Below are 22424 nucleotides of genomic sequence, written 5' to 3'. Positions count from 1 at the left end.
GCGCCAGACCCGCGAAGGAGCGACACCGGAATGACCTCACTCGAACCCACGCTCGTCTTCGTCGGCGACTCGATCACGGACGCCGGGCGCGACCGCGCAGACGCAAGCTCGCTCGGCGACGGGTACGTCCGCATCGTCGCCGACGAGCTTGCGCGCCGCGGGGCACCCGCACGCGTCGTCAACGTCGGCATCGCGGGCGATCGCGCCGTCGATCTCGAGAGACGATGGCAGACGGATGTTGCCCCGCACGCCGCGGGCAGGTTGACGATCTTCGTCGGGGTCAACGACATGTGGCGTCGATTCGACAACGACGATCCCACCACCGCGGAGGCCTTCGAAGCCACGTACCGACGACTTCTCGATGCGTGCGGCGGGGCGGAACGCCTGTTTCTCATGGAGCCGTTCTTCGTCGCCACCCGCGATGAGCAGCGGGCGTGGCTCGACGACCTCGACGCCAAGCGTGACGTCGTCCGCGCGCTCGCTGCGGAGTCGGGCGCCCCCCTGGTGCCCCTCCACGAGATCATGACGGCGGCAGCGGCCGCGGAGGGGGTGGCGGCCCTTGCGCCGGATGGCGTGCATCCGACCGCTCGCGGGTCGCGGCTCATCGCCGAAGCGTGGCTGACCGCATACGACGCGGGGCGCCGGAATTAACGATTCTCGATTATGAAGTACTCTGAAGAGATGACGGACCCGCTCCACTCGCTCACCGGACTCAAGCGCGGGCTCCTCTCGGATCAGATCTACGACCTCATCAAGGCCATGATCAAGGAGGCGACGCTCGAGCCGGGGGAGCAGCTCGTCGAATCGCAGCTCGCGCGTCGCCTGCAGGTGAGTCAGGCCCCCGTGCGCGACGCGCTCAAGCGCCTGTCGCACGAGGGGCTGGTGACGCACGTCCGCCACCAGGGGAACTTCGTCGCCAGCTACACGCCGGAGGATGCGGAGCAGGCGAAGGTCGCGCGCGCCGCGTTGGAGGAGCTCGCAGGCGAGCTCGCGTGGCACCGGCTCGACGACGCGACGCGCACGACGCTCGAGTCGCTCATAGACCGGATGCATGAGGCTGCCGGTGAGCGCAACCTCAGCGAGTTCCGGGAGCTCGACTTCACCTTCCATCGCACCGTCATCGAGGCGAGCGGAAACGCCTACCTGCCACGCATGTGGGACATCATCGAGCCGAGCCTGCGGTCGATGCACGTGCTGGGCGACCCCGAGTTCGCGGGCGACTGGCACGAGGTCGCCGAATGGCACCGGAGCCTGCTGGACCAGCTCAACGGGGACGACCGGGATGCCTGTGCCGCCCTGTTCCGCGCGCATGCGGCCGGCACGCTGCTCGACGGAACCGACGGTCAGCCTCGCGAAGGCAGCTCGTAGACACGAGCGGCCGTGTCCGCCCAGAATTCGCGCCGCTCCGCGTCAGTGAGTCGGGGGAGCGCTGCGTCGGTGCGCTCTACGACCTCGCGGTAGCCGGCGAACCGCGCACTCACAGGCCAGTCGCTACCGAACATGACGCGGCCGGCACCGAAGACCTCGACGGCGTGCCCGACCGCAGCACGCAGGCGCTCGGTCTCGGCCGGACCGGATCGTACGAGTCCCGACACCTTGGCAGCCGTCGCGGGCTGTTCGGCGAACGCGGCCAGCGCCGAGCGCCAGTCATCACCAGGGTCGTCGCCGCCGATGCCGAGATGGCACAGCACGATCCGCAACCCAGGATGCCGCGCCGCGAGCGCCGCAGCGGCGGGCAGCTGCTCGGCGCGGAGGAGAAGCTCCAGCACCCGGTTGCTCGCACTCAGTCCAGCCGCGAGGTCGTCCAGTCTCGGCACGTCTGCGAGATCCACGGCGCCCGCCGGAGTCGCGAGACGGACTCCTGCGACGCGGGCCCGCAGATCGCCGGCGTCGATGCGGTCGATGACGGACTGCGCCATGCCCGCCCAGGCCGCGGCATCCGCTCTCGCGTCGTACTGCAACACGACGGCGCGGATGAAGGAACCGAGTGCTGCCGAGGACGTCAGCCACTCCGCTTCCTGGACCGTGTCGGCCGCCTGCACCGCGATCGCTCCCGCGATCGGCGCCGGCGCGGCGACGGTGACACGACGAAGCTCCCCGAGCGCGGCTCTGCGCGGCAGGCCGAGCGCCGGACGCCACCATGACAGCGGATGCCGATCCGCATCCCACAGGTGCACGTGCGCGTCGAGGATCGACGTCGTCATCCGCGCTCCAGTTCCTCCCACAGCGCGGCCGGCATGTCGACTGCGGCGCCGTCGGCGAAGTCATCGACCTCGACCGGTGTGCGGGCCCCGATCACGACGGCCTCAACCGCCTGGCGGCGCAGCGGGAAGCGCGCGGCCGCGTGCCGCAGCGCGACGCCGCGGGCGGCACATGCCCCGCGCAACCGCCGCGCGCGATCGACCAGGTCGGAGGGTGCGGGCTTGTAGTCGAAGTACGGCGCGGTGTCGGGGTCGGCCAGGATGCCCGAGTTGAACACGCCGGCGGCGATGACGCCGACTCCGTGTTCCCGCGCGGCGGGGAGCAGGTCGGTCTCCGCCCTGCGGTCGAGCAAGGTCGTGCGGCCCGCGATCATGACCACGTCCACCGCCGCTTCGCGCACGAATCGCGTGAGGGGGCCGCTCCACACCATGCCGACGCCGATCGCGCGCACGACCCCCTGCGCGCGAAGCTCGGCCAGAGCCGGGATCGCGGTGCGCAGCGCTTCGTCGACGTCTTCGGGATCGTGCAGATACAGCAGATCGACGCGGTGGGTGCCGAGGCGGGCGAGACTGCCTTCAAGACTCCTCAGCACGCCGTCGCGGCTCAGGTCACCGACGGTTCCCGCGCCGACGGCGCCGGGTGCGAGATCCTTCCCGTCTCGGTCGACGATTCGACGCCCGACCTTCGTCGCGATCACGACGGAGTCGCGCTCGACCGCGGTCAGGGCGCGCCCGAGCCGCTGCTCGCTCACGCCTGCACCGTAGTGCGGGGCGGTGTCGAAGAAGCGGATGCCACGGCTCAGCGCACGATCGATCGTCGCCACCGCGTCGGCCTCCGCGACGCTCTCGTACAGGTTGCCGATGGGGGCGCAGCCGAGCCCCATCGTGTCGGAGGCCTCGTCCGCGCGGATCAGCGGACGAAGGTCCGGGCGGAACGCCACGACTCGTACTCCTCACGGGTGTCAGGCGTGAGGGGGTAGTAATCGCTGAGCCGGGCCCCCTCGTCCAGGCGGTGCCGGCTGAAGACCTCCCACTCCTCGTGGTCGCGCGCCGAGGCGATGACCTCGTCCGCCATCGCCTGCGGGATGATGACCGGCCCGTCGTCGTCTGCCACGACCAGGTCGCCCGGCAGGCAGAGGGCGCCCCCCACCGCGACCGGCACGTCGTATGCCCAGGGGAAGAGCTCGGACTGCGACGCGTAGTGCGGCGTCGAGCCCGTCGACCAGACCGGCAGGCCGAGATCGCGGATGCGGCCGGAGTCGCGGATGCGGCCGTCGACGATGATGCCCGCGCCGCCCTTCCGCTGGAAGTAGCGCGCGAGGATGTCGCCGATGCAGCCGGAGAACTGGCTGCCGTACGCCTGGATCACGAGGACGTCGCCCGGCTGCACGGTCTCCATGACGGCCCACAGTGCGGTGTGACGCTCGACATACTCCTGTCCCAGGCCGGACGCGAGGTCTTCGCGCTGCGGCATGAACTGCAGTGTGATGGCCGAGCCGACGACGCGTTGCCCGGGTGCGAGCGGCCGCGGCCCTTCCACGAACGAGCGGGAGACGCCGAGGCCATGCAGCTTCGCACACGCCGTCGCGGCCGACACCCGGTCGAGGCCGAGGATCGCGTCGGCGCTCGCGCGTTCGAATGCGTCGCCACGCACCGGCAGTCGCAGACTCGGTCGGGGCAACGGAGAGATGTCGGTCATGTGGTCCTCCTCGAGAGGGTCGATCGATCGTGGGCGGGCCGGGGGATCACCCGGCTGTCCCGATCGGGGCGTGAGCGGCGGTGCCGACGTGGTGCGGGCGCCCGGGGGCGCGAGCGGTGATGAGCGTGAGGTCTGCGCGGTGCGAGGGGGGCAGCTCGACCAGCACGTCGGGAGCGTGGACCTCGGCCGTCGTCACGACGGGGGAGCCGACCGTCGAGGCGTAGGCGGTCGAGCGGCCGGGCCAGTCGGCGTCGCGTTCGCCGCGCGAAGCGACCGCGGCCACGACCTGCTGGCCGAAGCGCGAGGGCCGTACGCGCACGCGACGCGATCGCGTCGACGACAGATTCACGAGCTGCAGCTCGACACGGTCGCCGTCAAGGCGGGTGACCAGCGCCGCGACGTCCGGCGGGAGTCCCGGCCGGTGGCGGTCGGCATCCTGATGGGCCACGGCGGCGAACGGCAGTCCGCCGTTGTAGAGGACCTGCGGTGTTCCGGTGATCAGCTGACCGAGGACCTCCGTGACGACGGGGTTCACGCGCTGCCAGAAGTGCAGATGCACCGTCGCGGGATCGAGTACCTCCGTCTGCATCACCGCCATGCGCCGTGCCACCTGACCGAGCGCCATCGACAGCGCCTGGACGGGGTAGTCGTCGAACTCACCCTCCAGGAACGCGATCCACGGGGCCTCGTGCCCGGCCTCCGCCTTGTCGCGGAACGCCTTGACAGGCTCGTCGGTGGCCGGGAGCCCGTCGATCACGCGACGCAGGCGCGCGCGGTCGGCATCGTCGCGGGACCACCACCAGAGCCACGTCGGCAGCTCCAGCGGCATCGGGCCGTAGTCGAACCAGCCGTGGCGACCGTGCCGGTACGGCACGAGCAGGGCCGGCTTCACGGCATCCGCTCCCAGTCTCGCGAGGGCTCCACCACGAAGGCTGAACCGCGTCTCCGCGACGGGCGCCGTGATCGCATGGTCCAGCACGGTGTCGAGCATCGTGCGCGTGAGGTCGAGCGAGCCGTCATCGCCCGAGACGAGGGACGCGTTGAGGCCGCCGATGAGCGTGCTCATGCCGACGGAGTGCAGACCGTGCGGCCAGGTCCATCCGTAGTGGCCGCCGTACCAGCGTCCTGCGTGCAGCCCGCCGACCGTTCCGTCGGGTGCGACGTTGTCGGGAAGGAGGCCACCGTTGCCGGCTGCGCGCTCGCGCCACCCGTCGACGTATCGGATGATCCACTCGGCAGACGCGGTGTCGCCGTCGTAGAGCCATCGGTTGGCGGCGAGGCTCGTAGCCGCGAGGTTGACCGGCACGTCCCCCGCCGCGAGGCGCTGCATCTCGCGACCCATCGCCTCGGCGAGGGCGGGATCCTCCAGGTCCTCCCACCGTTCGACGCCCGGCACGTGCTCGAGGGGGAGGCCGTACGGTCGCATCTCGTGCTGGCCGGCGGAGTACGCCTGCCACTCGGGTCCGAGCCCGTCGAGCGGACCTCGCGCCCCGGTGTGGGGCGCGCGGATGATGTTCCGGTCCGGGTCCCAGTTGCCGCGAGCGGGGTCGGTGTACAGCTCGGCGAACCGCCGCGCCCGCGCAGCGAAGGCGTCGTCGCCCGGGTCCGCGGCGCACAGCCCGTACAAGAACAGGAGCGATTCTCCCTGGTGGAACCAGTCGTAGCCGTTCTCGTACTCGTCGGTGAGCATCCCGGCCTCGGTCAGCTGGCGTGTGACGCCCTCCCAGTGATGCTTCGCCTGAGCGAGGATCTCGTCGCTGCCGCCGAGTGCGTAGAAGGCCGGCCAATTGAAGAAGGGTTCGTACAGGTCGTCCACGCCGTCGCGCGAGTCGAAGCCTCCGGCGCCGCGGATGCGCCCGTCGGGCTCGCAGTACTCCGCGGAGAACGCGCGCCATGCGGCTTCGATCTCATCGAAGAGGCGACGCTCCAGCACGGCCCATGCGGGGACCTCGCGCAAGGGTGTGGTCAGGATCCGGACTTCAGGCACGGTTCAGCCCTTCGTGGCCCCGGCGACGAGGCCGCCGATGATGTGGCGCTGCATGATGATGAAGAAGATCACAGCAGGCGCGATGGCGAGCAGGAGTGTGGGGAAGACGGTCGTGTAGTCCGTGGAGAACTCCCCGACCGCCGCGTAGACGCCGGTCGTCACGGTGTAGATGCCCGAGCTCGGCCCGAGGATCACCTGCGGGCTCACGAAGTCGTTCCAGACGCCGATCGAGTTCAGGACGATCACGGTCGCGACGATGGGGCGCATGATCGGGAAGACGCACGACCAGAAGGCCCGAATGCGCCCGGCGCCGTCGAGAGCCGCCGCCTCGTCGATGTCGCGTGGAACGGTGCGCAGGTACGCAGCGAACAGGAAGATGGTGACCGGCAGCGTGGCCGCGGTCTCGAACAGGATGAACCCCGGGATGGTGTTGATGAGCCCGAGCAGGCGGAGCACGAAGACGACGGGAATCAGCGTCACCTGGCCGGGGATGAACAGCCCCGACACGAACAACAGCAGCAGCGCGAGGTGCCACTTCGAGCGGCCCCGGGCGATGACGTAGGCGACGGGCGCCGCCAGTGCGATGCAGCAGATGTTGACCAGCGCGACGAACAGCAGCGTGATGCCGTAGGCGCCGATCACATTGAACTTCTCGCTCGTGATGGCCTGCAGCAGGAACTCGACCGTGAACATCTCGGGACTGATGGCCAGCGGATGCCGCAGGATGTCCTCCTGCGTCTTGAAGGCGCTGATCACCATGATGTAGAAAGGCACGAGCATCACGAGGGCGCCGGCGCCGAGGACGATCCACTTGAGCGCCGCCGCGAGCGTGGAGGCGCGCATGCTCCGCGGTCCTGTGCGGGCCCCGGGGCGGCGGTGCCGGCGGCTTCCGCCGACGTTGCGGGGATCGGCGAGCATGAGCTCCGCGGCCGGATTGACCGAGGTCTGTGTCGTCAGTGTCATCAGTCGGTCACCTTCTTCTCGGCCCCACGGCGGGCGAGTGTCACTGACAGGCCGAGGACGGCCGTCACGATCAGCAGGATCACCGATTGCGCGGCGCCGAAGCCCAGGTTCGCCTGCGCGAACGAGTCCTTGAGCACCTGGTAGACGATGGTCTGCGTCGAGCCCGCCGGCCCGCCGTCGGTGAGCGCCAGCACGATGTCGTAGGTCTTGAGCAGGCCCACCAGCGTGAGCACAAGGTTGACGGTCAGCACGGGGGCGATGAGCGGGAGGGTGACGCTGCGGAACTGCTGCCAGCGCGTCGCGCCGTCCACGGTGGCGGCCTCGTAGTACTCCGCGGGAACCGACTTGATGCCGGCGAGGAAGAGGATCATGTTGAAGCCGAAGTGCGACCACACGATCGTGAGGATGACGCTGGCCTTTGCGAACGTCACGTCCGTGAGGAACGGCAGTGCGGGGATGCCGACCTGCCCGAGGAGGCTGTTCACGACACCCTGCGGTGCGAGCATCGCCGACCACAGGAAGCCGATGATGAGCGCGCTGATGATGTACGGATAGAAGAACACGGTGCGAACGAGCGTGTTCGGCCGGCCAGGACCGGCGATGAGCACCGCCGTGGCGAGACCGATGGCGTTGCACAGCACCGTGCCGATGATGGCCACGACGAACGTGAAGATGGCGGCGTTCACCGTGCGCGGGTTCTGGAACGCGTGCAGATAGTTCTCGAACCCGATGAAGTTCAGGTTGACGCTGTACCCGTTCCAGTCCGTCAAGCTCAGCACGAACGCGAGGATCATCGGCGCGATGAACATCGCAAGGAAGACGATGACCGCCGGTGCTGCCATGACGAAGCCGGGGAAGAGGCGGTGCCAGGTCGCGAGCGTGCGGCGACGTTGTTCGGCCGGGTGGACGCGCGGGGCGCGCAGCGCGGTGTCTGCCATCGTCGGTGGACCTCCGGTGAGTGGTGCGTCCGGGGTGCGGGATCACCGCACCCCGGACGGGGAGATGGATCAGCCTGCGTTGGCTGCGAACCAGTCGTCCATGGCCTTCAGGACGGCGTCGGCGGGTGTGCCGCCGAGCAGCGCCTGCGTCTGCGCATTGAGTTCGGTGGAGTACCCGTTGGGAACAGTGCGCTCACCGTATCCCTGGCCGGTGGGGGTGTAGTCGGCCGCGGGGGTGTCCGCCACGATCGCGAGCAGCTCCTCGCCGAGTGGAGTGGTCTCGTAGGCGTAGCCGTCACGGAAGTTTCCGTCGACTTCGAGCTGCGAGGTCACGGCGTCCTCGTCGGTGACGAGGAACTCCACCAGCCTGGCAGCCGCCTCCTGGTGATCCGATGACTTCATGATGGAGTACGGACTCGCGATGTTGGCGCCCATCGCGGGGTTGTCGACGCCGCCGACGGCGGGACCGCGGAACACGCCGATCTCGGGTGCATCGGGCGTCTTGGCTTCCGTGCCCGCGAACCAGCTCCCCATCGGGTAGAGCGCGGTGCTGCCCGCGAGGAAGCTCTGCTCGGCGTCGGGGTACTTCACGCCCAGCGCATCGGAGTTGAGGTAGCCCGCGGCCACCCAGTCGGCGTAGCGCTCGACCGTGTCGCCGTAGGTCTCGCTGAAGGTCAGCTCACCGTCGCTCATGCCGGCGAACCAGTCGGGGTGCTCGGCGATGATGCTGGGCAGGCCGAGTGTCTGGAGGGCGTGACTGGACATCCAGTCCCCACCCGTCTGGATCGGGGTCCAGCCGGCGTCCTTGAGCTTGCCGAGAGCCTCGTCGAGCTCCTCCACGGTCGCGGGGAGCTCGGTGATCCCAGCCTCGGTGAACGCCTGCTTGTTGTAGAACCACAGGCTCTGCAACTGCACGCCGATGCCCGCCATGTAGATCTTGCCGTCGATCGAGTACTGGTCGGCGAGCGGCGCCGCTGCCGCCCAGTCGTACTCGGTCAGGTCGACCAGCTCCGGGGCCAGCTCCACCGACGGCGGCAGCGACTGCACGATGTCCGGCGCGTCCCCGGCCGCCAGCAGCCGCGGCACGGCGGCGGCGACGCCTTCGGCGCCGGGGTTCTGGATCACGACGTCGATGTCGGGATTGGCCTCCTCGAACGGTGCGACGAGCTCGTTCCAGAACTCCTCGGTCAGGTTGGGAGTGACGTTCACGAGCATCCGCAGCTCAGCCGCATCGCCGCCATCCCCGCTCGCGGTGGTCGAGCACCCCGCGAGGGTGCACGCGGTCACGGTGACCGCGCCGAGTGCGGCAATGGTACGTCTCTTGATCATCATCGATCCTCTCGTGTGCACGACCTTGGTGTCTGCGGCACGACCTTACACTAATCGATAATCGCTTGCAACGCATTCATCGTGCCTGCAGCTGCGGGGGCGAGCCCGATCGAGGCGCGAACTCACGCTCCCCGTTCGGCCTCACCACGCTGACGGCTCGACCGGGCCTTGGTAGCCGAGACCGGAGCTGATGCGATCCGCCGTCTCGATGACGATCCTTCCGAGCTCCGCCTCGCGCGCCTCGAGATCGATGGTGGATCGGGGGCCCGAGATCGACACGGCCGCCACGATGCGACCTGATTGATCCAGCACGGGCGCGGCGACGGAGGCTCTGCCGAGGACGAACTCCTCGACTTCGGTGGCATATCCGCGGCGGGCGATGAGAGACACGTCCCTGTCGAGGGCCTCGTGCGTGGTGATCGTCGCCTCCGTGTACCGGGCGAGCTGCGGCATCAGCGCCTGTCGCGAGTGACGAGACGTTCCCACGAGAGTCGACTTGCCGATGCTGGTGGCGTGCAACGGTACGCGCTGGCCCATGAGAGTGTGAGACTTCGGCGACAGAGGGCCCTCAAAGTTGCAGAGATAGATGAGCTCGGCTCCCCGCAGCAGCGCGAGGTTCACGCCGAGCCCGAGCTTGCCTGCGAGACTCTGGGCGATCTGCCGCCCTACCCGATGAACCCGATTCTGGTTGATGGCTATACCTGCCAGTGTCAGCAGCTCGGAGCCGAGGAAGTACAGGGTGGTCTGCGGGTCGCGCTCGACCAGCCCTCCCGCCTCGAGTGTGGCGAGCAGTCGCGACGCTGTGGATTGACCGATCCCGGCGGCGCGGGCCACGTCGCCCACGCGCATCGGCTCCCCGCTCACGAACGTCTCGAGGACGGCGATCGCCTTCTCCACGCTCTGGTTCGCTTGGTTCGCACCTTTGTCGGCAGCCATGTGTTCTCCGCTTCGTCGTCGGCCCTGCAAGCACAGCCAGTACAGCACACGTATGCACTATGTGCATAGCAGTTGCGGATGTTGCGCACGTCGTGCACTCTGTAGGCGGCGTCTAATCGCGGACGCCTCGCCGACGCTCGCTGACGATGCCCGGCCCGACTGCGAAGGACGACGATGACCACATCCCGCGTGGCCGCACCCGCCGCCAGGCGCACGCGCGGCACACCGCTGAGTGACCGAGCATTCCTGGCGTTCCTGCTGCTGCCCGGCATCGTGCTGCTGTGCACGATCGTGTTGTACCCGCTGATCCGCTCCCTGATCTCAGGTTTCTTCGACGAGAACCTGCTCTATCCGGGGATGACGTTCGTCGGCCTCGACAACATCGTCCAGGTGCTCACGACCGAGTTCGGGCCGCTGCTCGTGCAGACGCTCATCTTCACGGTGGGGGCGACGGTGGCGCCGTTCGTGCTCGGTCTGGCGCTCGCGCTCGTCCTCAATCAGAGCTTTCCGGGGCAGCGTTTCCTCCGCGGCGCATTCCTCATCCCATGGCTGATACCGGGCGTGGTCGTCTCGTTCCTCTGGATGTGGATCTTCGACGCCAACTACGGCGTACTCAACGGCATGCTGATGAGTCTCGGGGCGATCGACAGCCCTATCGCGTGGCTCTTCCAGACGGATACGGCGCGGGTGGCGCTCATCGTGGCCAAGACCTGGAACACCTTCCCCTGGATCATGGTGATGCTCCTCGCCGCGCTGCAGACGGTCCCCGCTGAGCTTCATGAAGCGGCGGCGATGGATGGCGCGGGCACCGTTCGCCGGTTCTTCACGGTCACCTGGCCGCACATCCGCGGCGTCGCAGGACTCGTGGTGCTGCTCGAGTTCATCTGGAACTTCCAGCACTTCGACACGATCTTCGTCCTCACCGGCGGCGGACCGGCGGGTACGACGAACACCTTCGCGACCGAGGTGTACGACACCGCTTTCAGGGGATACGACCTGGGGCACGCCGGCGCACTGGGCATCGTCTGGATGGCGTTGCTGACGGTCCTGGTCGTGGTCTATGTGTGGCTCTCCGAGCGCGGCGAGAAGGGAGCAAGCCGATGACCACCATGACGGCCACGCCCATCGAGGTCCTCGCTCAGGACCCGCCGCCCGTGCAGACACGTCGCCGGCGCCGACGCACGCGCTGGGGGACGTGGGTCACGCTCGCCGTCATCGCCTTCTTCGGATTCGCTCCGGTCTACTGGCTGCTGGTCACGTCGCTCACCCCCAGTGGGCTGGTGTTCGCGTTCCCGCCGACGCTGTTCCCCAAGGAGGTGACGTTCGCCCACTACGCGACGGTGTTCGGAAACGAGGCGATCTTCGTCTACTTCCGCAACAGCGTGATCGTGTCGGTGATCACCGCCGTGCTCTCGGTGATCGTGTCGATGTACATGGGCTATGCGTTCTCGAAGTACCGCTTCGCGGGCCGGAAGTCCCTGATGTACTTCGTCCTGTCGAGCCAGATGTTTCCGCAGGCGCTGCTTCTCGTGACGCTGTACCTCGTGTTCGCCCAGTTCGGACTGCTGAACACCTACCTCGCACTCATCCTGTCGTTCACCACCTTCACGCTCCCGCTGTGCGTGTGGATGCTGAAGGGCTTCTTCGACGCGCTTCCCGACGACCTCATCGAGGCCGCGCGGATCGATGGCGCGGGTCCGTGGCGCATCTTCCACTCGATCGTGCTTCCGCTCGCCGCCCCGGGACTGGTCGCGGCCGGGCTGTTCGCCTTCGTGCGGGGGTGGAACGACTTCATCTTCGCGCTCACCCTTGCCGGGCCCGACCGGCAGACCCTTCCCCCAGGCCTCGTGAACACCTTCATCTCCGAAGCGAGCACGTCGTGGCCCGCGCTCATGGCGGCCTCGCTCGTGGTCTCGGTTCCCGTCTGCATCGCCTTCATCCTGCTCCAGCGCTTTCTCGTCGGTGGGATCACCGCCGGTGCAGTCAAGGGCTGAACCTCACGATCGTTCCTCTCCCACCACCACCCGATCGCACTGTTTCGAAGGAGAACTCATGGCAAACGACATCTCGCGGCGGTCTCTGCTGCGCTACTCCGTGCTGGGGCTCGGCGGGGCCGCTCTGCTCGGCCTCGCGGGCTGCTCGACCGGAGGCGCCGGCGCGCCGGTCACGACTCCGGGTGCAGCGGAGCCGACGGACTTCGCGTTCGCGTCGTGGAGCCTGTCCGAGGAGGCGGCCAAACCCACGATCGAGGCAGCGCTCAAGAGCTTCTCGAGCGCCGAGGGCATCTCGATCGACACCAGCGCGTATCCGTACAACGAGTACCTGAATCAGCTCACCCTGCAGGTTCGGGGCGGGCAGTTCTCCGGTGCGGCACAGCTCGACGTCGCGTGGCTGTCGGCCCTCGCGGCGCTGGGAAAGCTGACCGACCTGTCCGCATACACCGGCGACCGCGGCTACACGGATGCCGCACTGGGCGCCGGCACGTCGGGCGGCAAGCAGCTCGGACTCCCGTGGACGATCGGAGCGATCGGCCTCATCGGCAACGCCGAGCTGTTCGACAAGGCGGGAACCTCGCTCACGCCCGGCACGATCGAGGAGTTCGAGGACGGCCTCCGCGCGTTGAAGGGCATCGGGGTGATCCCCTACGCCGCGAGCACGAAGGCCGCGCAGTTGAAGGACATCGTCGTCTGGATGCAGACCTTCGGCTCGCCCATCATCGAGGACGGGAAGTCGACGATCGGCGACGACGCGTCGGTCGAGGCCGTCGAGTGGTACAAGAAGCTGTACGACGACGGCCTCATCGCGGCCGACGTCGACCGTGCGGCAGCCCGCACCCTCTTCTCACAGGGCGCCACCGCACTCTACGACGACGCCCCGGTGGGCAAGTCGTCGGTCGTGTCGCAGTCGCCCGATGCCACGCTCGGCGACAAGATGACCCCGATCGCGCGGCCCGTCCTCAAGGCGGGATCCACGCCTCAGCACGTGTTGTGGGGCCACCTCGTCGTCGTCGTCGACGGCGAGGGCGCCGGCACCGCCGCCGACTTCGCGCAGTGGCTCACGAGCGATCCGCAGCAGAGCGAGGACTACTTCGCGGCACTCGGGCTGCCGCCGACCACCGAAGCGGCGCTCGCCTCTGACACGGTCACCGCGAACGCGTTCGTCCAGGCCTTCACCGAGACCGTCACCTCGACCGCGAAGCCGAGCCCGCTGTGGGAGTACCCGTCCTACGCGCAGATGGAGACCGCGATCGCCGAGCAGGTCCAAGCGGTCCTGATCGGCCAGAAGTCGGCATCCGACGCGATGAAGACCGCCGGCGACACGATCACCGGCCTCATCTGAACACCCCGCTCCGCGCCGGCCCGGGCTCGTTCCCGGGCCGGCGACCTCCCCTGCCCCACCTCGACCCGCCGAAGGAAACATGCGCACTCAGAACGTCGAAGCCGATATAACCGTGGTCGGAGGCGGCCTGGCCGGCGTCTGCGCCGCAATCAGCGCGGCGCGGCTCGGCAAGCGGGTGGCCCTCATCGGCAATCGACCGGTGCTCGGCGGCAACTCGTCGTCGGAGGTGCGCGTCTGGGTCGTGGGTGCGACCGGGCACGGCGTACAGCGGTTCGCCCGCGAAAGCGGAGTCATCGGCGAGCTCTACGTCGAGAATCAGTACCGCAACCCCGAAGGCAACCCGATCATCTGGGACGAGGTGGTCTTCGACGCGGTGCGGGCCGAGCCGAACATCACCGTCTTCCTCAACACCGACGTGCGCGAGGTCGACGCCGCCGACATCGACGGCGAGCGCGTCGTCACCGCGGTGCGCGGATGGACGATCGGATCCGAGACCCTCACCACCTTCACGAGCCCCTACTTCCTGGACTGCACCGGCGACGGCCTCGTAGGGCACCTCGCCGGCGCCGAGTACCGCATCGGGCGCGAGGCGTCGCGTGAGTTCGGCGAGTCGTGGGCACCCGAGGAAGCCGACGGCGAGCTGCTGGGCTCGACCATTCTCTTCTACACGAAGGATCTCGGCCGCCCGGTCGACTTCGTCGCCCCCGACTCGGCCAAGGACATCACCCAGACTCCGATCCCGGCGTCCCGCATCCTGCGATCGGGGGACTCCGGAGCGCACTACTGGTGGATCGAGTGGGGTGGGCATCTCGACACCGTCCACGACAACGAGGCGATCCGGGACGAGCTGCGGTCGGTGATCTTCGGCATCTGGGACTACATCAAGAACTCGGGCAAGTTCGACGCCGCCACGCTCGACCTCGAGTGGGTCGGCGCGCTCCCCGGCAAGCGCGAATACCGGCGCTTCCTGGGCGACCATGTGCTGACACAGAACGACATCCTGGATCAGGTCGACCACCCGGACGCCGTCGCCTTCGGCGGATGGTCGATCGACCTCCACCCCGTGGAGGGGATGTACGCCGCCGAAGCCGGGGCGCATCAGCGGTACTCGAACGGGATCTACGGCATCCCCTTCCGCAGCTACTACTCGCGCAACGTCGTGAACCTGCTCATGGCCGGGCGCGACATCTCGGCGAGCCATGTGGCGTTCGGCTCCACCCGGGTCATGGCGACATGCGGAGCCGGTGGCGAGGCAGCCGGCACCGGCGCCGCCCTCGCACTCGACCTCGGCGTGCGACCGCGCGAGCTCGCCGCCACGCACGCCCACACCCTGCGCCAGACGCTGCTGCGACAGGATGCCTCGGTCTTCGGCATCCGCAACGGCGATCCCGGCGATCTGGCAAGACGAGCCCGCGTGACCGCGTCGACCACCGCGCGCACGCTCGACCCGCGTGAACTCGATCCGGCGGCCGGGCAAGCACCGTTCCCCCTGGAGCGGGATCTCGGTCTGCTCCTGCCTGCCGACCCGCGGATCGACCACGTCGACGTGCTGCTGCATGTCGCCGGGGACACCCGACTGGCCGCGTCGCTCTGGACGACCGGACACCGGCAGAACGCCGTGCCGATCGATCGGCGCGCGAGGGTCGAGGTCGAGGCGGCCGGATCCGACGAACCGCAGTGGGTCCGCTTCCCGCTGAGCTGGGCGCCAGACGAGCCGGAGAGTGTCGTCATCGTGCTCGAAGCGGCTGAGGGTGTCTCAGCGGTGCTCGTCGACGCGCAGGTGCCCGGCGTGCTGGCCCTCCCTCACCGCCCGCAGGCCGACGGAGATGCGAACGTCGCGGTCGACGAATCGGAGAGCGTCATCGCCTGGCCGGCGATCCCGCTGCGCGGTCGCTCGCCGAGGGTTCGCGTGAGCCCGGCCACCGAGGCGTTCGCCGAGTCCAAGGCCGTGGGCGGGTACCAGCGCTTCTACGGGGGCCCGAACCTGTGGATGTCGCAGCCGTCCGACGACGCCACCCTGACGTTGGAATGGCGCGAAGCGTGCCGCGTGCGCAGCATCCGACTCGTCTTCGACGACGACACCGACGTGGAACTGAACACGCTCCACCACCACCGCACGCCCGAGCGTGTCTTCCCCGAGCTCGTCCGGGACTACGTCCTCGAGGTCTGTGAAGGAGACGGGTGGCGCGAGCTGGTTCGGGTCGAGGCCAATCGTCGCCGCCAACGCGTCCACGAGACAGATGTCGCGGCCGCCACTGCTCTGCGTCTGAGGGTCCTCGCCACGAACGGCGCCCCGCAAGCTCGCGTGGTGTCCATACGCGTGTACTGAGCAGGGGGCGCCGCGCTGCCGGCCGGACCCCGCTCGCTCGATTTGCGACCACATACAAGAGGAGGAAACGGATGATGAAGGTTCGATGGCGAGCCGCGCTCGCCGCAGTCGTCGCTGTCGCCATAGTCGGCGCGGCCCAGCCGGCGCTCGCACAGACCGGCGATGGCGGCATGTTCCGAGACGATTTCGACACGCTGGGCAGCGCGTGGACGGCCGCCGCAGGTGATTGGCAGGCCTCCGACGGTGCGGCGCGAGTCGTGACGCCCGGGTCGACGCGCGGCTCGGTGCTCGCGCTGACCGAGCTCGGCCTCGATACGACCAGCACGGCGACCGCGACGTTCCGCACGGAGGGCGGCGGCGCGACCGCGTGGGCCGGCTTCACCGTCCACCGCGCGAGCACGACGGACGATTACACGCAGTCCGGCTACACCGTTCTGCTCCGCAACAACGGCGAGCTCGCAGTGATCAAGGCGGCGGGCGGCTCCGCCGTGACATATCTCGGCTCGTCGGCGACGGCCGCCCGTCCGGGGGCGTCCTGGGTGACGGTGACCGTCCGCCTCGATGGCGACCGCCTGGATGTCTCGCTCGGCGGTGCCGATCAGCCCCTGCTGTCGGTGACGGATTCGACCTTCGACGCCGGCGGCTTCTCGCTCGCGGCGCACCGCGATGTGCGAATGGCCGTCGACGCCGTAGAACTGACGGGCGCGATCGAGCGCGACGAGCCTGCTCCCGCGGACTGCGTAGCGTGGTCCGGTGAGCCGGCCACCGTCGGCGAGCGGGGACTCGTCCTGAACAGCCCGGAGCGCATCGCGGAGGTGGCACGGCGCGTGGAGCGGAACGTGGAGCCGCAGGCTTCCGGGTTCGACCGACTCATGGAGGACGTCACCGCCGGGATGGCGCGGACGCCGGCGCCGCCCGAGGTCTTCTTCGTGCCGTTCTTCTACAACAACCCCACGGCGCACCGGGCGGCGCGCGACGGCCTGCAGAACGATGCGAACACGGCCTACCAGCTGGCGCTGGCCTACCGCCTCACCGGAGATGAGAGCTACGGGGCACACGCCGCCGCCTTCATCGACGCCTGGATGGGAACGGTCGACTGCGTCCGCACCAGCGAGGACTCCGCTCTGGCGTTCAGCTACCACTTCCCCGCCTTCGTCTTCGCCGCCGAGCTGCTCCGCGGCACGCCCGCGTGGTCGGAAGAGGGGGAGCGCGCCTTCGCCGGCTTCCTCTCGGAGACGGCGACTCCCGTGGCCGGCTCGATTCTCCATCGCACCAACAACTGGGGCAGCTGGGCTCTCGAGCTGACCGCAGCGAGCGCGGCGTACCTCGGCGACACAGCCGCCATCGATGCGGCGTACGTGCGGACGACGGAGCTGATCGAGCACCAGGTCGACGCGAACGGTCATATGCCTGAGGAGGTCACCCGCAACAACGGCGTCGGCGACTACGGGATCTGGTACACCCACTTCTCTCTGCTGCCGCTCATGCTCGTCGCCGAGACGCTCGCCGGTCACGGCTACGACGTCCACTCGTACGTCAACGCCCACGGCACCGGCCTCGGTGATGCGGTCGACGCCGCTGCCTCGTGGGTGGCCGCTCCGGAGAGCTTCCCGTACTACACCGGGGATCTCGCGAAGCTGGCCAACGTGCGGACGATCGACTACCTGAGGGCTGTGGGGGTCATCGCGCACAGCATGAGCTACTTCGAACTCGGGGCGAACCACTACCCGTCCGCCACGATCGATGCGCTGCTGGCAGAGGAGGGGGCGATGACGACGATCCACTCAGCGCCGCACCTCAGTCTCACGCACGGTGGCCTCGCCGACCCGGCGGCCCCGGGAGGCGACCACGGTCGAGCGCCCGGTCACGCCGGAGTCCCCGGCCCACCCGATCACGCCGGGGTGCCCGGCATGCCGGGTCATGCCAATGGTGGCGGGCTGCCCCAGGGTGCCGCGTGAGCTGACGTCGAAGACAGGGTGCACTGCGCGGTGCGCCCGCGGGCCTGGGTGGCGCTGATGCGCCTCCCAGGCCTGACGTTCGCGGATGCGTGCACCGATGCGTCACTCCTGCCGTGAAGCAGGTTCTTGACGTCCCCCCTCGCTGCCCCAGCCCGCGAGCTGGGTGCCGTCGTCGACGGCGACAGCATCCGCCGACAGGCCTGCGGGAGTGCCCGTACTCTGCGTGGTCCGGAACGCGATCGACTCCGCGAGGGTCTCGACAGCCGCTGCCCGGTCGTGCTCGCTCGATGCGGCTTCCTGCAGCAGCATCGCGGCTGCTTCCTGCTTCTGGTGGAGCATCGTGCTGATCCCAGCGAGCATGTCCGCGATGACGCCGGCGAGCCCATCGCGCAGCTCTTCGAGGTTCGTGTTCTCGATCACCAGGCGACGGTCGGCGACGGTCAGTTCCACCGTCGGATACCCGGCGTTCGCGAGATGGTCGCGCGTCCCGGTCCCCAGGATCTCTCTCACTTCGTCCTTCTCGGGTCGGCGAGTGAATACCGCCTCGACCGTGTAACGGTCCGGGGCGTCGTCTGTCATCAGCTCAGCAGGCAACGAACCCACCAGCACCGATCCCAGGCCCAGCGTCGCGGCATCCGCACCGCTCGTTCGTGTCTGTGTGTCCATAACCGGACGTTACGCCCCCAACATGTACGCCTCACAGGTTCGGCCGCACGGCCGAGCCGTTCGAAGAGGGACTCGTACCCCCGCGGGAGCAGGGGCCCATCCGTGCCTGGGTGGGGTCGCTAGCATGAGGAAATGCTGACGGCGATCATCATCCTCCTGGTCGTGTGGGCGGTCCTCGCGGTCGTGGGATTCGCTCTCGAAGGGCTTCTCTGGCTCGGCATCATCGGCGCCATTCTCTTCGTGGGAACGCTGATCTTCGGCTTCGTGCGCCGAGCGGCCGGCCGCCGCGGCAAGGGCGCCTGACGCCGGCTCGAGATACCGGTGTCGTCGACCGTCGCCGGGCAGAGCAATTCGACCTTCCGCAGGGCTCGGCGGCCGACGCGGGACCAAAGGCCCGGATGCGCGCCGCTGGCCTGTCGAGACTGGTGTCAGGCACGCCGCTGGTGGTGTATCTCGTCCGCCTCATCCGCGCGGTCCGCTCGCCGCTCGATGCGCAGACGGCGCCGGCTGAGCGTCCGGGCGATCGGCCCTGAAGAGAACCATTCATCCCATGAGGCGGCCGCACCACGCGGGCGCGAAGGAGGCATGATGCATGCAGTAGTGGTGTTCGAGACGCTCTGGGGCAACACGGAGCAGCTCGCCCGCGAGATCGCCGCCGGCCTCGGGCTCGAATCCACGGACGTGGTCGACGCCGTCTCGGCCCCGGCGGTGCTCGAGGGCGACGTCGACCTCCTCGTCGTGGGCGGCCCGACGCACGCGTTCTCGATGTCGACGGAGAAGACGAGGGAGTCGGCGCAGCAGCAGGGGGCGGAGAACATCCCGCCCCGAGGCATCCGTGAATGGATCGCATCGCTGGCCTCGCCCGGTCGCGACATCCCGGTCGCGACGTTCGACACCCGCGTCACCAGCCCGCGCCTGCCGGGATCGGCCGCGAAGAAGGCGATGAAGCGCCTCGTCGCACTCGGCTTCCGGCCCGCGGCCAAACCGCAGACGTTCGGCGTGCACGGCTACTCGGGGCCGGTCGCCGACGGCGAGCTCGAGCGGGCCCGCCGGTGGGGCGAGGAGCTCGCGGCCGCGTTGTGACGGGAGGTCCGCGAGACGGTCGTCGTTACGCGGAGCGCGACCCCTCGACGCGTCACTCGTGCTCGGGCAGGAGCGGTGTCGACCACCCGGGATCACGCCCCAGCTGGGTCGCTCGCGAGACCGAGCCCGCGCCGAAGCGGGTGCGCACCGCATCCAGTGCGACGTCGAGACGAGCGCCGTCGTCCCAGTCGATCGGCAGTTCCGGGGGGATGCTGTCGGCCCGGCCGAGCTGAGACAGCGCGACGCCGATCAGGGTGATGCCGCGCTCGTCGATCTCGGGCTGCGACCCGGCGAGCAGCGCTCGAGCCACGGCGAGGAGCACCGCGGTGCGGTCGGTGGGGGAGCGGACGGTGTGGGAGCGGGTGGCCTTCGCGAAGTCGCCGTACCGGAGGCGCAGCACCACCGTGCGGCAGACCCGGTCGCCGTCGCGGAGACGGCGGGCGAGCCGGTCGACGATCTGACTGAGGATCACGTCGAGCTCCTCGGCCGTGCGCGGGCGGCTCCCGAGCGCGCGCTGGGAGCCGATGGACCCGCGACGCCGCGTGGTGTCGACGGGTCGTGGATCGCGCAGTCTCGCCAGCGCGTGCAGATGCGAACCCGCCGCCCTCCCGAGCAGCCGCTCGGCGGTCGACGCCTCCAGATCGGCCAGCTCTCCGACGGTGTGGATGCCCAGGCCGTGCAGCTTCGCAGCCGTCGCGGCCCCGACCCCCCAGAGCCGCTCTACCGGGAGGGGGAGGAGGAACGCCTGCTCCTGCTCGGGCTCGACGACCAGCAGGCCGTCGGGCTTGCTGACGGCGCTGGCCACTTTGGCGAGGAACTTGGTCCTCGCCACGCCGACGGAGATCGCGAGCCCCACCTCGGCGCGCACCCGCTGGCGCAGCCGCACGGCGATCTGCTCGGGGGTGCCGGCCAGCCGGCGCAGCCCGCCCACTTCGAGGAACGCCTCGTCGATGGACAGGCCCTCCACGAGGGGGGTCGTATCGCGGAAGATCGCGAAGACCGCCTTGCTCGCGGCGGAGTAGGCGTCCATCCGCGGCGGGACCACCACCGCATCCGGGCAGAGGTCGCGGGCCTGGCGGCCGCCCATCGCGGTGCGCACGCCCCGCGCCTTGGCCTCATAGCTCGCGGCGAGCACCACCCCGCCGCCGACGATGACCGGTCGGCCGCGGAGGGCGGGCGCGTCGCGCTGCTCGACCGACGCGTAGAAGGCGTCGAGATCGGCGTGCAGCACGGTCGCCTCGCCCCTCATGCCGCCTCCCGCCGCTCACCCCGTCGTGCGAATCGTCGCACCGACCGCGGACACCGGGTGCGCGGTTCAGGTGGTGTGGTCGTCCGCCGACGCCCGGTAGCGGTCGGGCTCGGGAGTCCGCCGGAACCACCGCCCGCTGATCTGCGTCGGAGTGATGCGCACCCAGCGGTACTTGAGGGTCGGGATCCACGGCCGCAGCGGCAGCGCGTCGGCGTCATCGATGTCGCGCTGACGGTCGAGGCGCTCCGCCACGCCTTTGACGATCACGCTCGCTGCGAACGTGTCGTCGTACTCGTCCACCTCGAAGGCGACGCGAGGGCTCACTGCGAGGGTCGCCAGCTTCGAGCCCGGCGCGGTCCGGAAGAGGATCCGCGACCCGTCCACGACGTAGTTCACGGGGAAGATATCGGGCTCGCCGTCGGCGTCCAAAGCCAGACGGCCGAGCTCGCGTCGCGCGAGCAGGTTCCAGCACCGCTCCTCGCTGAGTGTCACGACCGCATCGTTCGTGTCCTGCATGACGCCATCACCGCCGATACTCGTCCGCCCGTTTCGCTTCCTTTGTACTCGCTCCGCGCGGAGATGTCGCTAGCGGATGCCGCGTCGATCCTCGCGCGCGGCTTACTGGGTGGAACGGGCTTTGCCCGCCGCGACGGGCCCCGCCTAGATTCGCACCAGCCCCGGGCGGACGGCGTCTCGCGCACCCGAGGAATCTGCAGCAACGATCAAAGGAGATCACATGAAATCGCTCATACGCTCCGGAGTCGCTCTCGTCGCCGCGGCTGCGCTCGGCGCGGGCATGGTCGTCGGATCGGCCGCCCTGAGCAGCAAGGACAACGGGAACGGGCTCGGCGGCCAGCCCGCGACCGCGAGCCAGATCTACCTCGACGAGATCAAGGACTACGGCGTGTGCCGCGGCGTCGACCCGGAGTGCTACAACGAGTGGGGCAACGGCTGGAAGGAGGGTGAGCAGAAGCGCATCCTGATCTGGAGCCGCACCGCCGGACCTCGTCACGCGCACCTCGGAACCGCGCTCGGCCCGGGGATGAACCCGCCGCTCAACGCCAACAACGTCGCGCAGTCGGCGCTGAAGGCGTGGGCGGAGGAGCGCGGGATCGCCGTGGACTACACCGAGGATCTGGCCAGCTTCACCCGCCTGAACAATTACCAGGCCGTCGTCTTCCTGAGCTCGAACCGCGACACGCTCGATGACACGGCGCAGACCAACCTGATGCAGTACCTCCGCGGCGGCGGCGGCTTCGTCGGGATCCACAACGCCTTCGGCGCCGAGTACCACTGGGAGCACTACGAGGGCCTCCTCGGCGGTGCGAACTTCTACAACCACGGCCCGAACCGCGAAGGGACGGTCGAGACCGTCAACAACCGGGACGTCTCGACGTCGTTCATGCCCGAGACGTGGGGGTTCAAGGACGAGTGGTACAACCTGACGCCGTACCCGAGCTTCGTCAACGTCCTCCTCGAGGTGGACCAGGCCACGAGCGAGGCCACGGTGGCCGGCCACGGTGAGCACCACCCGGTGAGCTGGTGCCAGTACTACGACGGCGGCCGCTCGTGGCTGACCACGCTGGGACACGACGTCGCCGCCTGGACGGATGCGCCGCTCACGGGCGACGACTTCTTCCAGCAGCACGTGGTGGAGGGCCTGGAGAGCGTCATGGGGATCAAGCCGTTCTGCACGGCCTGACACCCGCGGAGCCCCTCGAAGAGTGATTCCACAAGGGGCCCGAAC

The 22424-nt window shown here is 69.2% G+C and carries 21 protein-coding genes; 10 read left to right on the top strand and 11 right to left on the bottom strand.

Annotated elements, in window-relative coordinates; translation table 11 throughout:
* Nucleotides 1-30: 30 nt before the first annotated feature.
* Nucleotides 31-651, top strand: a complete 621-nt coding sequence (locus tag ACFRAL_RS16795; protein ID WP_378885136.1) for an SGNH/GDSL hydrolase family protein — start codon at nucleotides 31-33, stop codon at nucleotides 649-651.
* 30 nt (nucleotides 652-681) lie between these two features.
* Complete coding sequence (locus ACFRAL_RS16790; protein WP_378885133.1) at nucleotides 682-1368, top strand: GntR family transcriptional regulator; 687 nt, start codon at nucleotides 682-684, stop codon at nucleotides 1366-1368.
* Here ACFRAL_RS16790 and ACFRAL_RS16785 read toward each other — a convergent pair.
* From ACFRAL_RS16785 to ACFRAL_RS16750, 8 genes are all read right to left on the bottom strand, one after another.
* A complete protein-coding gene (locus tag ACFRAL_RS16785) occupies nucleotides 1344-2204 on the bottom strand; it encodes an amidohydrolase family protein (RefSeq protein ID WP_378885130.1) in 861 nt (286 codons plus the stop codon). The genes ACFRAL_RS16790 and ACFRAL_RS16785 overlap by 25 nt on opposite strands.
* Complete coding sequence (locus tag ACFRAL_RS16780; RefSeq protein ID WP_378885127.1) at nucleotides 2201-3142, bottom strand: aldo/keto reductase; 942 nt, start codon at nucleotides 3140-3142, stop codon at nucleotides 2201-2203. Before ACFRAL_RS16780 ends, ACFRAL_RS16785 begins: the two co-directional genes overlap by 4 nt.
* Nucleotides 3112-3900, bottom strand: a complete 789-nt coding sequence (locus tag ACFRAL_RS16775; RefSeq protein ID WP_336394612.1) for a ribonuclease activity regulator RraA — start codon at nucleotides 3898-3900, stop codon at nucleotides 3112-3114. Before ACFRAL_RS16775 ends, ACFRAL_RS16780 begins: the two co-directional genes overlap by 31 nt.
* A 46-nt stretch (nucleotides 3901-3946) precedes the next feature.
* A complete protein-coding gene (locus tag ACFRAL_RS16770; RefSeq protein ID WP_378885122.1) occupies nucleotides 3947-5887 on the bottom strand; it encodes a hypothetical protein in 1941 nt (646 codons plus the stop codon).
* A gap of 3 nt (nucleotides 5888-5890) precedes the next feature.
* The gene (locus ACFRAL_RS16765) at nucleotides 5891-6850 is read right to left on the bottom strand and encodes a carbohydrate ABC transporter permease (protein WP_378885119.1); all 960 of its coding nucleotides are present in this window, start codon (nucleotides 6848-6850) and stop codon (nucleotides 5891-5893) included.
* Nucleotides 6850-7788, bottom strand: coding sequence for a sugar ABC transporter permease (locus tag ACFRAL_RS16760; protein ID WP_336394615.1), 939 nt, complete (start codon nucleotides 7786-7788; stop codon nucleotides 6850-6852). Before ACFRAL_RS16760 ends, ACFRAL_RS16765 begins: the two co-directional genes overlap by 1 nt.
* Nucleotides 7789-7857: 69 nt before the next feature.
* Entirely contained in the window at nucleotides 7858-9117 is a 1260-nt protein-coding gene (locus ACFRAL_RS16755) for an ABC transporter substrate-binding protein (RefSeq protein WP_378885114.1), read from the bottom strand.
* Between the two features lie 141 nt (nucleotides 9118-9258).
* Entirely contained in the window at nucleotides 9259-10101 is an 843-nt protein-coding gene (locus ACFRAL_RS16750; RefSeq protein ID WP_378885111.1) for an IclR family transcriptional regulator, read from the bottom strand.
* A gap of 126 nt (nucleotides 10102-10227) precedes the next feature.
* Here ACFRAL_RS16750 and ACFRAL_RS16745 point away from each other — a divergent pair, with 126 nt between their 5' ends.
* From ACFRAL_RS16745 to ACFRAL_RS16725, 5 genes are all read left to right on the top strand, one after another.
* The gene (locus tag ACFRAL_RS16745; RefSeq protein WP_378885108.1) at nucleotides 10228-11157 is read left to right on the top strand and encodes a carbohydrate ABC transporter permease; all 930 of its coding nucleotides are present in this window, start codon (nucleotides 10228-10230) and stop codon (nucleotides 11155-11157) included.
* Nucleotides 11154-12047, top strand: coding sequence for a carbohydrate ABC transporter permease (locus ACFRAL_RS16740; RefSeq protein WP_378885105.1), 894 nt, complete (start codon nucleotides 11154-11156; stop codon nucleotides 12045-12047). Before ACFRAL_RS16745 ends, ACFRAL_RS16740 begins: the two co-directional genes overlap by 4 nt.
* Before the next feature lie 58 nt (nucleotides 12048-12105).
* Nucleotides 12106-13392: an extracellular solute-binding protein gene (locus ACFRAL_RS16735; protein ID WP_378885102.1), complete on the top strand. Its 1287-nt coding sequence runs from the start codon at nucleotides 12106-12108 to the stop codon at nucleotides 13390-13392.
* A 79-nt stretch (nucleotides 13393-13471) separates the two neighbouring features.
* Nucleotides 13472-15721, top strand: a complete 2250-nt coding sequence (locus ACFRAL_RS16730) for an FAD-dependent oxidoreductase (RefSeq protein WP_378885101.1) — start codon at nucleotides 13472-13474, stop codon at nucleotides 15719-15721.
* 71 nt (nucleotides 15722-15792) lie between these two features.
* Nucleotides 15793-17679: an alginate lyase family protein gene (locus tag ACFRAL_RS16725; RefSeq protein ID WP_378885098.1), complete on the top strand. Its 1887-nt coding sequence runs from the start codon at nucleotides 15793-15795 to the stop codon at nucleotides 17677-17679.
* Nucleotides 17680-17781: 102 nt separating this feature from the next.
* On the opposite strand, the gene ACFRAL_RS16720 is transcribed toward ACFRAL_RS16725, so the two are convergent.
* Nucleotides 17782-18345, bottom strand: coding sequence for a hypothetical protein (locus ACFRAL_RS16720; RefSeq protein WP_378885095.1), 564 nt, complete (start codon nucleotides 18343-18345; stop codon nucleotides 17782-17784).
* Between the two features lie 132 nt (nucleotides 18346-18477).
* Here ACFRAL_RS16720 and ACFRAL_RS16715 point away from each other — a divergent pair, with 132 nt between their 5' ends.
* Together ACFRAL_RS16715 and ACFRAL_RS16710 are read left to right on the top strand one after the other, a co-directional pair.
* Nucleotides 18478-18648 carry a hypothetical protein gene (locus ACFRAL_RS16715; protein WP_336394624.1) on the top strand — a complete coding sequence of 57 codons (171 nt, stop codon included), beginning with the start codon at nucleotides 18478-18480 and terminating at the stop codon, nucleotides 18646-18648.
* A gap of 282 nt (nucleotides 18649-18930) precedes the next feature.
* Nucleotides 18931-19428, top strand: a complete 498-nt coding sequence (locus ACFRAL_RS16710) for a hypothetical protein (protein ID WP_336394625.1) — start codon at nucleotides 18931-18933, stop codon at nucleotides 19426-19428.
* 52 nt (nucleotides 19429-19480) lie between these two features.
* On the opposite strand, the gene dinB is transcribed toward ACFRAL_RS16710, so the two are convergent.
* Nucleotides 19481-20677: a DNA polymerase IV gene (gene dinB, locus ACFRAL_RS16705; RefSeq protein WP_378885091.1), complete on the bottom strand. Its 1197-nt coding sequence runs from the start codon at nucleotides 20675-20677 to the stop codon at nucleotides 19481-19483.
* A 66-nt stretch (nucleotides 20678-20743) separates the two neighbouring features.
* On the bottom strand, nucleotides 20744-21169 hold the full coding sequence (locus ACFRAL_RS16700; RefSeq protein ID WP_336394627.1) for a pyridoxamine 5'-phosphate oxidase family protein: 426 nt from the start codon (nucleotides 21167-21169) through the stop codon (nucleotides 20744-20746).
* A 244-nt stretch (nucleotides 21170-21413) separates the two neighbouring features.
* Here ACFRAL_RS16700 and ACFRAL_RS16695 point away from each other — a divergent pair, with 244 nt between their 5' ends.
* Nucleotides 21414-22379, top strand: coding sequence for a ThuA domain-containing protein (locus ACFRAL_RS16695; protein ID WP_336394628.1), 966 nt, complete (start codon nucleotides 21414-21416; stop codon nucleotides 22377-22379).
* Nucleotides 22380-22424: the final 45 nt, after the last annotated feature.

This window comes from Microbacterium sp. NPDC056736 (assembly GCF_042790415.1).
In the GTDB taxonomy this organism is placed as follows: Bacteria; Actinomycetota; Actinomycetes; order Actinomycetales; family Microbacteriaceae; genus Microbacterium.
The sequence above is the reverse complement of the archived record's forward strand: the minus strand, read 5'-3'. Positions and strand labels throughout refer to the sequence as shown.

Excerpts from the sequence above, each read along its gene's own strand:
- ACFRAL_RS16795 (WP_378885136.1), top strand. The coding sequence starts at position 31 with ATGACCTCACTCGAACCCACGCTCGTCTTCGTCGGCGACTCGATCACG.
- ACFRAL_RS16790 (WP_378885133.1), top strand. The coding sequence starts at position 682 with ATGACGGACCCGCTCCACTCGCTCACCGGACTCAAGCGCGGGCTCCTC.
- ACFRAL_RS16785 (WP_378885130.1), bottom strand. The coding sequence starts at position 2,204 with ATGACGACGTCGATCCTCGACGCGCACGTGCACCTGTGGGATGCGGAT.
- ACFRAL_RS16775 (WP_336394612.1), bottom strand. The coding sequence starts at position 3,900 with ATGACCGACATCTCTCCGTTGCCCCGACCGAGTCTGCGACTGCCGGTG.
- ACFRAL_RS16765 (WP_378885119.1), bottom strand. The coding sequence starts at position 6,850 with ATGACACTGACGACACAGACCTCGGTCAATCCGGCCGCGGAGCTCATG.
- ACFRAL_RS16760 (WP_336394615.1), bottom strand. The coding sequence starts at position 7,788 with ATGGCAGACACCGCGCTGCGCGCCCCGCGCGTCCACCCGGCCGAACAA.
- ACFRAL_RS16755 (WP_378885114.1), bottom strand. The coding sequence starts at position 9,117 with ATGATCAAGAGACGTACCATTGCCGCACTCGGCGCGGTCACCGTGACC.
- ACFRAL_RS16745 (WP_378885108.1), top strand. The coding sequence starts at position 10,228 with ATGACCACATCCCGCGTGGCCGCACCCGCCGCCAGGCGCACGCGCGGC.
- ACFRAL_RS16740 (WP_378885105.1), top strand. The coding sequence starts at position 11,154 with ATGACCACCATGACGGCCACGCCCATCGAGGTCCTCGCTCAGGACCCG.
- ACFRAL_RS16735 (WP_378885102.1), top strand. The coding sequence starts at position 12,106 with ATGGCAAACGACATCTCGCGGCGGTCTCTGCTGCGCTACTCCGTGCTG.
- ACFRAL_RS16730 (WP_378885101.1), top strand. The coding sequence starts at position 13,472 with ATGCGCACTCAGAACGTCGAAGCCGATATAACCGTGGTCGGAGGCGGC.
- ACFRAL_RS16725 (WP_378885098.1), top strand. The coding sequence starts at position 15,793 with ATGATGAAGGTTCGATGGCGAGCCGCGCTCGCCGCAGTCGTCGCTGTC.
- ACFRAL_RS16720 (WP_378885095.1), bottom strand. The coding sequence starts at position 18,345 with ATGGACACACAGACACGAACGAGCGGTGCGGATGCCGCGACGCTGGGC.
- ACFRAL_RS16715 (WP_336394624.1), top strand. The coding sequence starts at position 18,478 with ATGCTGACGGCGATCATCATCCTCCTGGTCGTGTGGGCGGTCCTCGCG.
- ACFRAL_RS16710 (WP_336394625.1), top strand. The coding sequence starts at position 18,931 with ATGATGCATGCAGTAGTGGTGTTCGAGACGCTCTGGGGCAACACGGAG.
- dinB (WP_378885091.1), bottom strand. The coding sequence starts at position 20,677 with ATGAGGGGCGAGGCGACCGTGCTGCACGCCGATCTCGACGCCTTCTAC.
- ACFRAL_RS16695 (WP_336394628.1), top strand. The coding sequence starts at position 21,414 with ATGAAATCGCTCATACGCTCCGGAGTCGCTCTCGTCGCCGCGGCTGCG.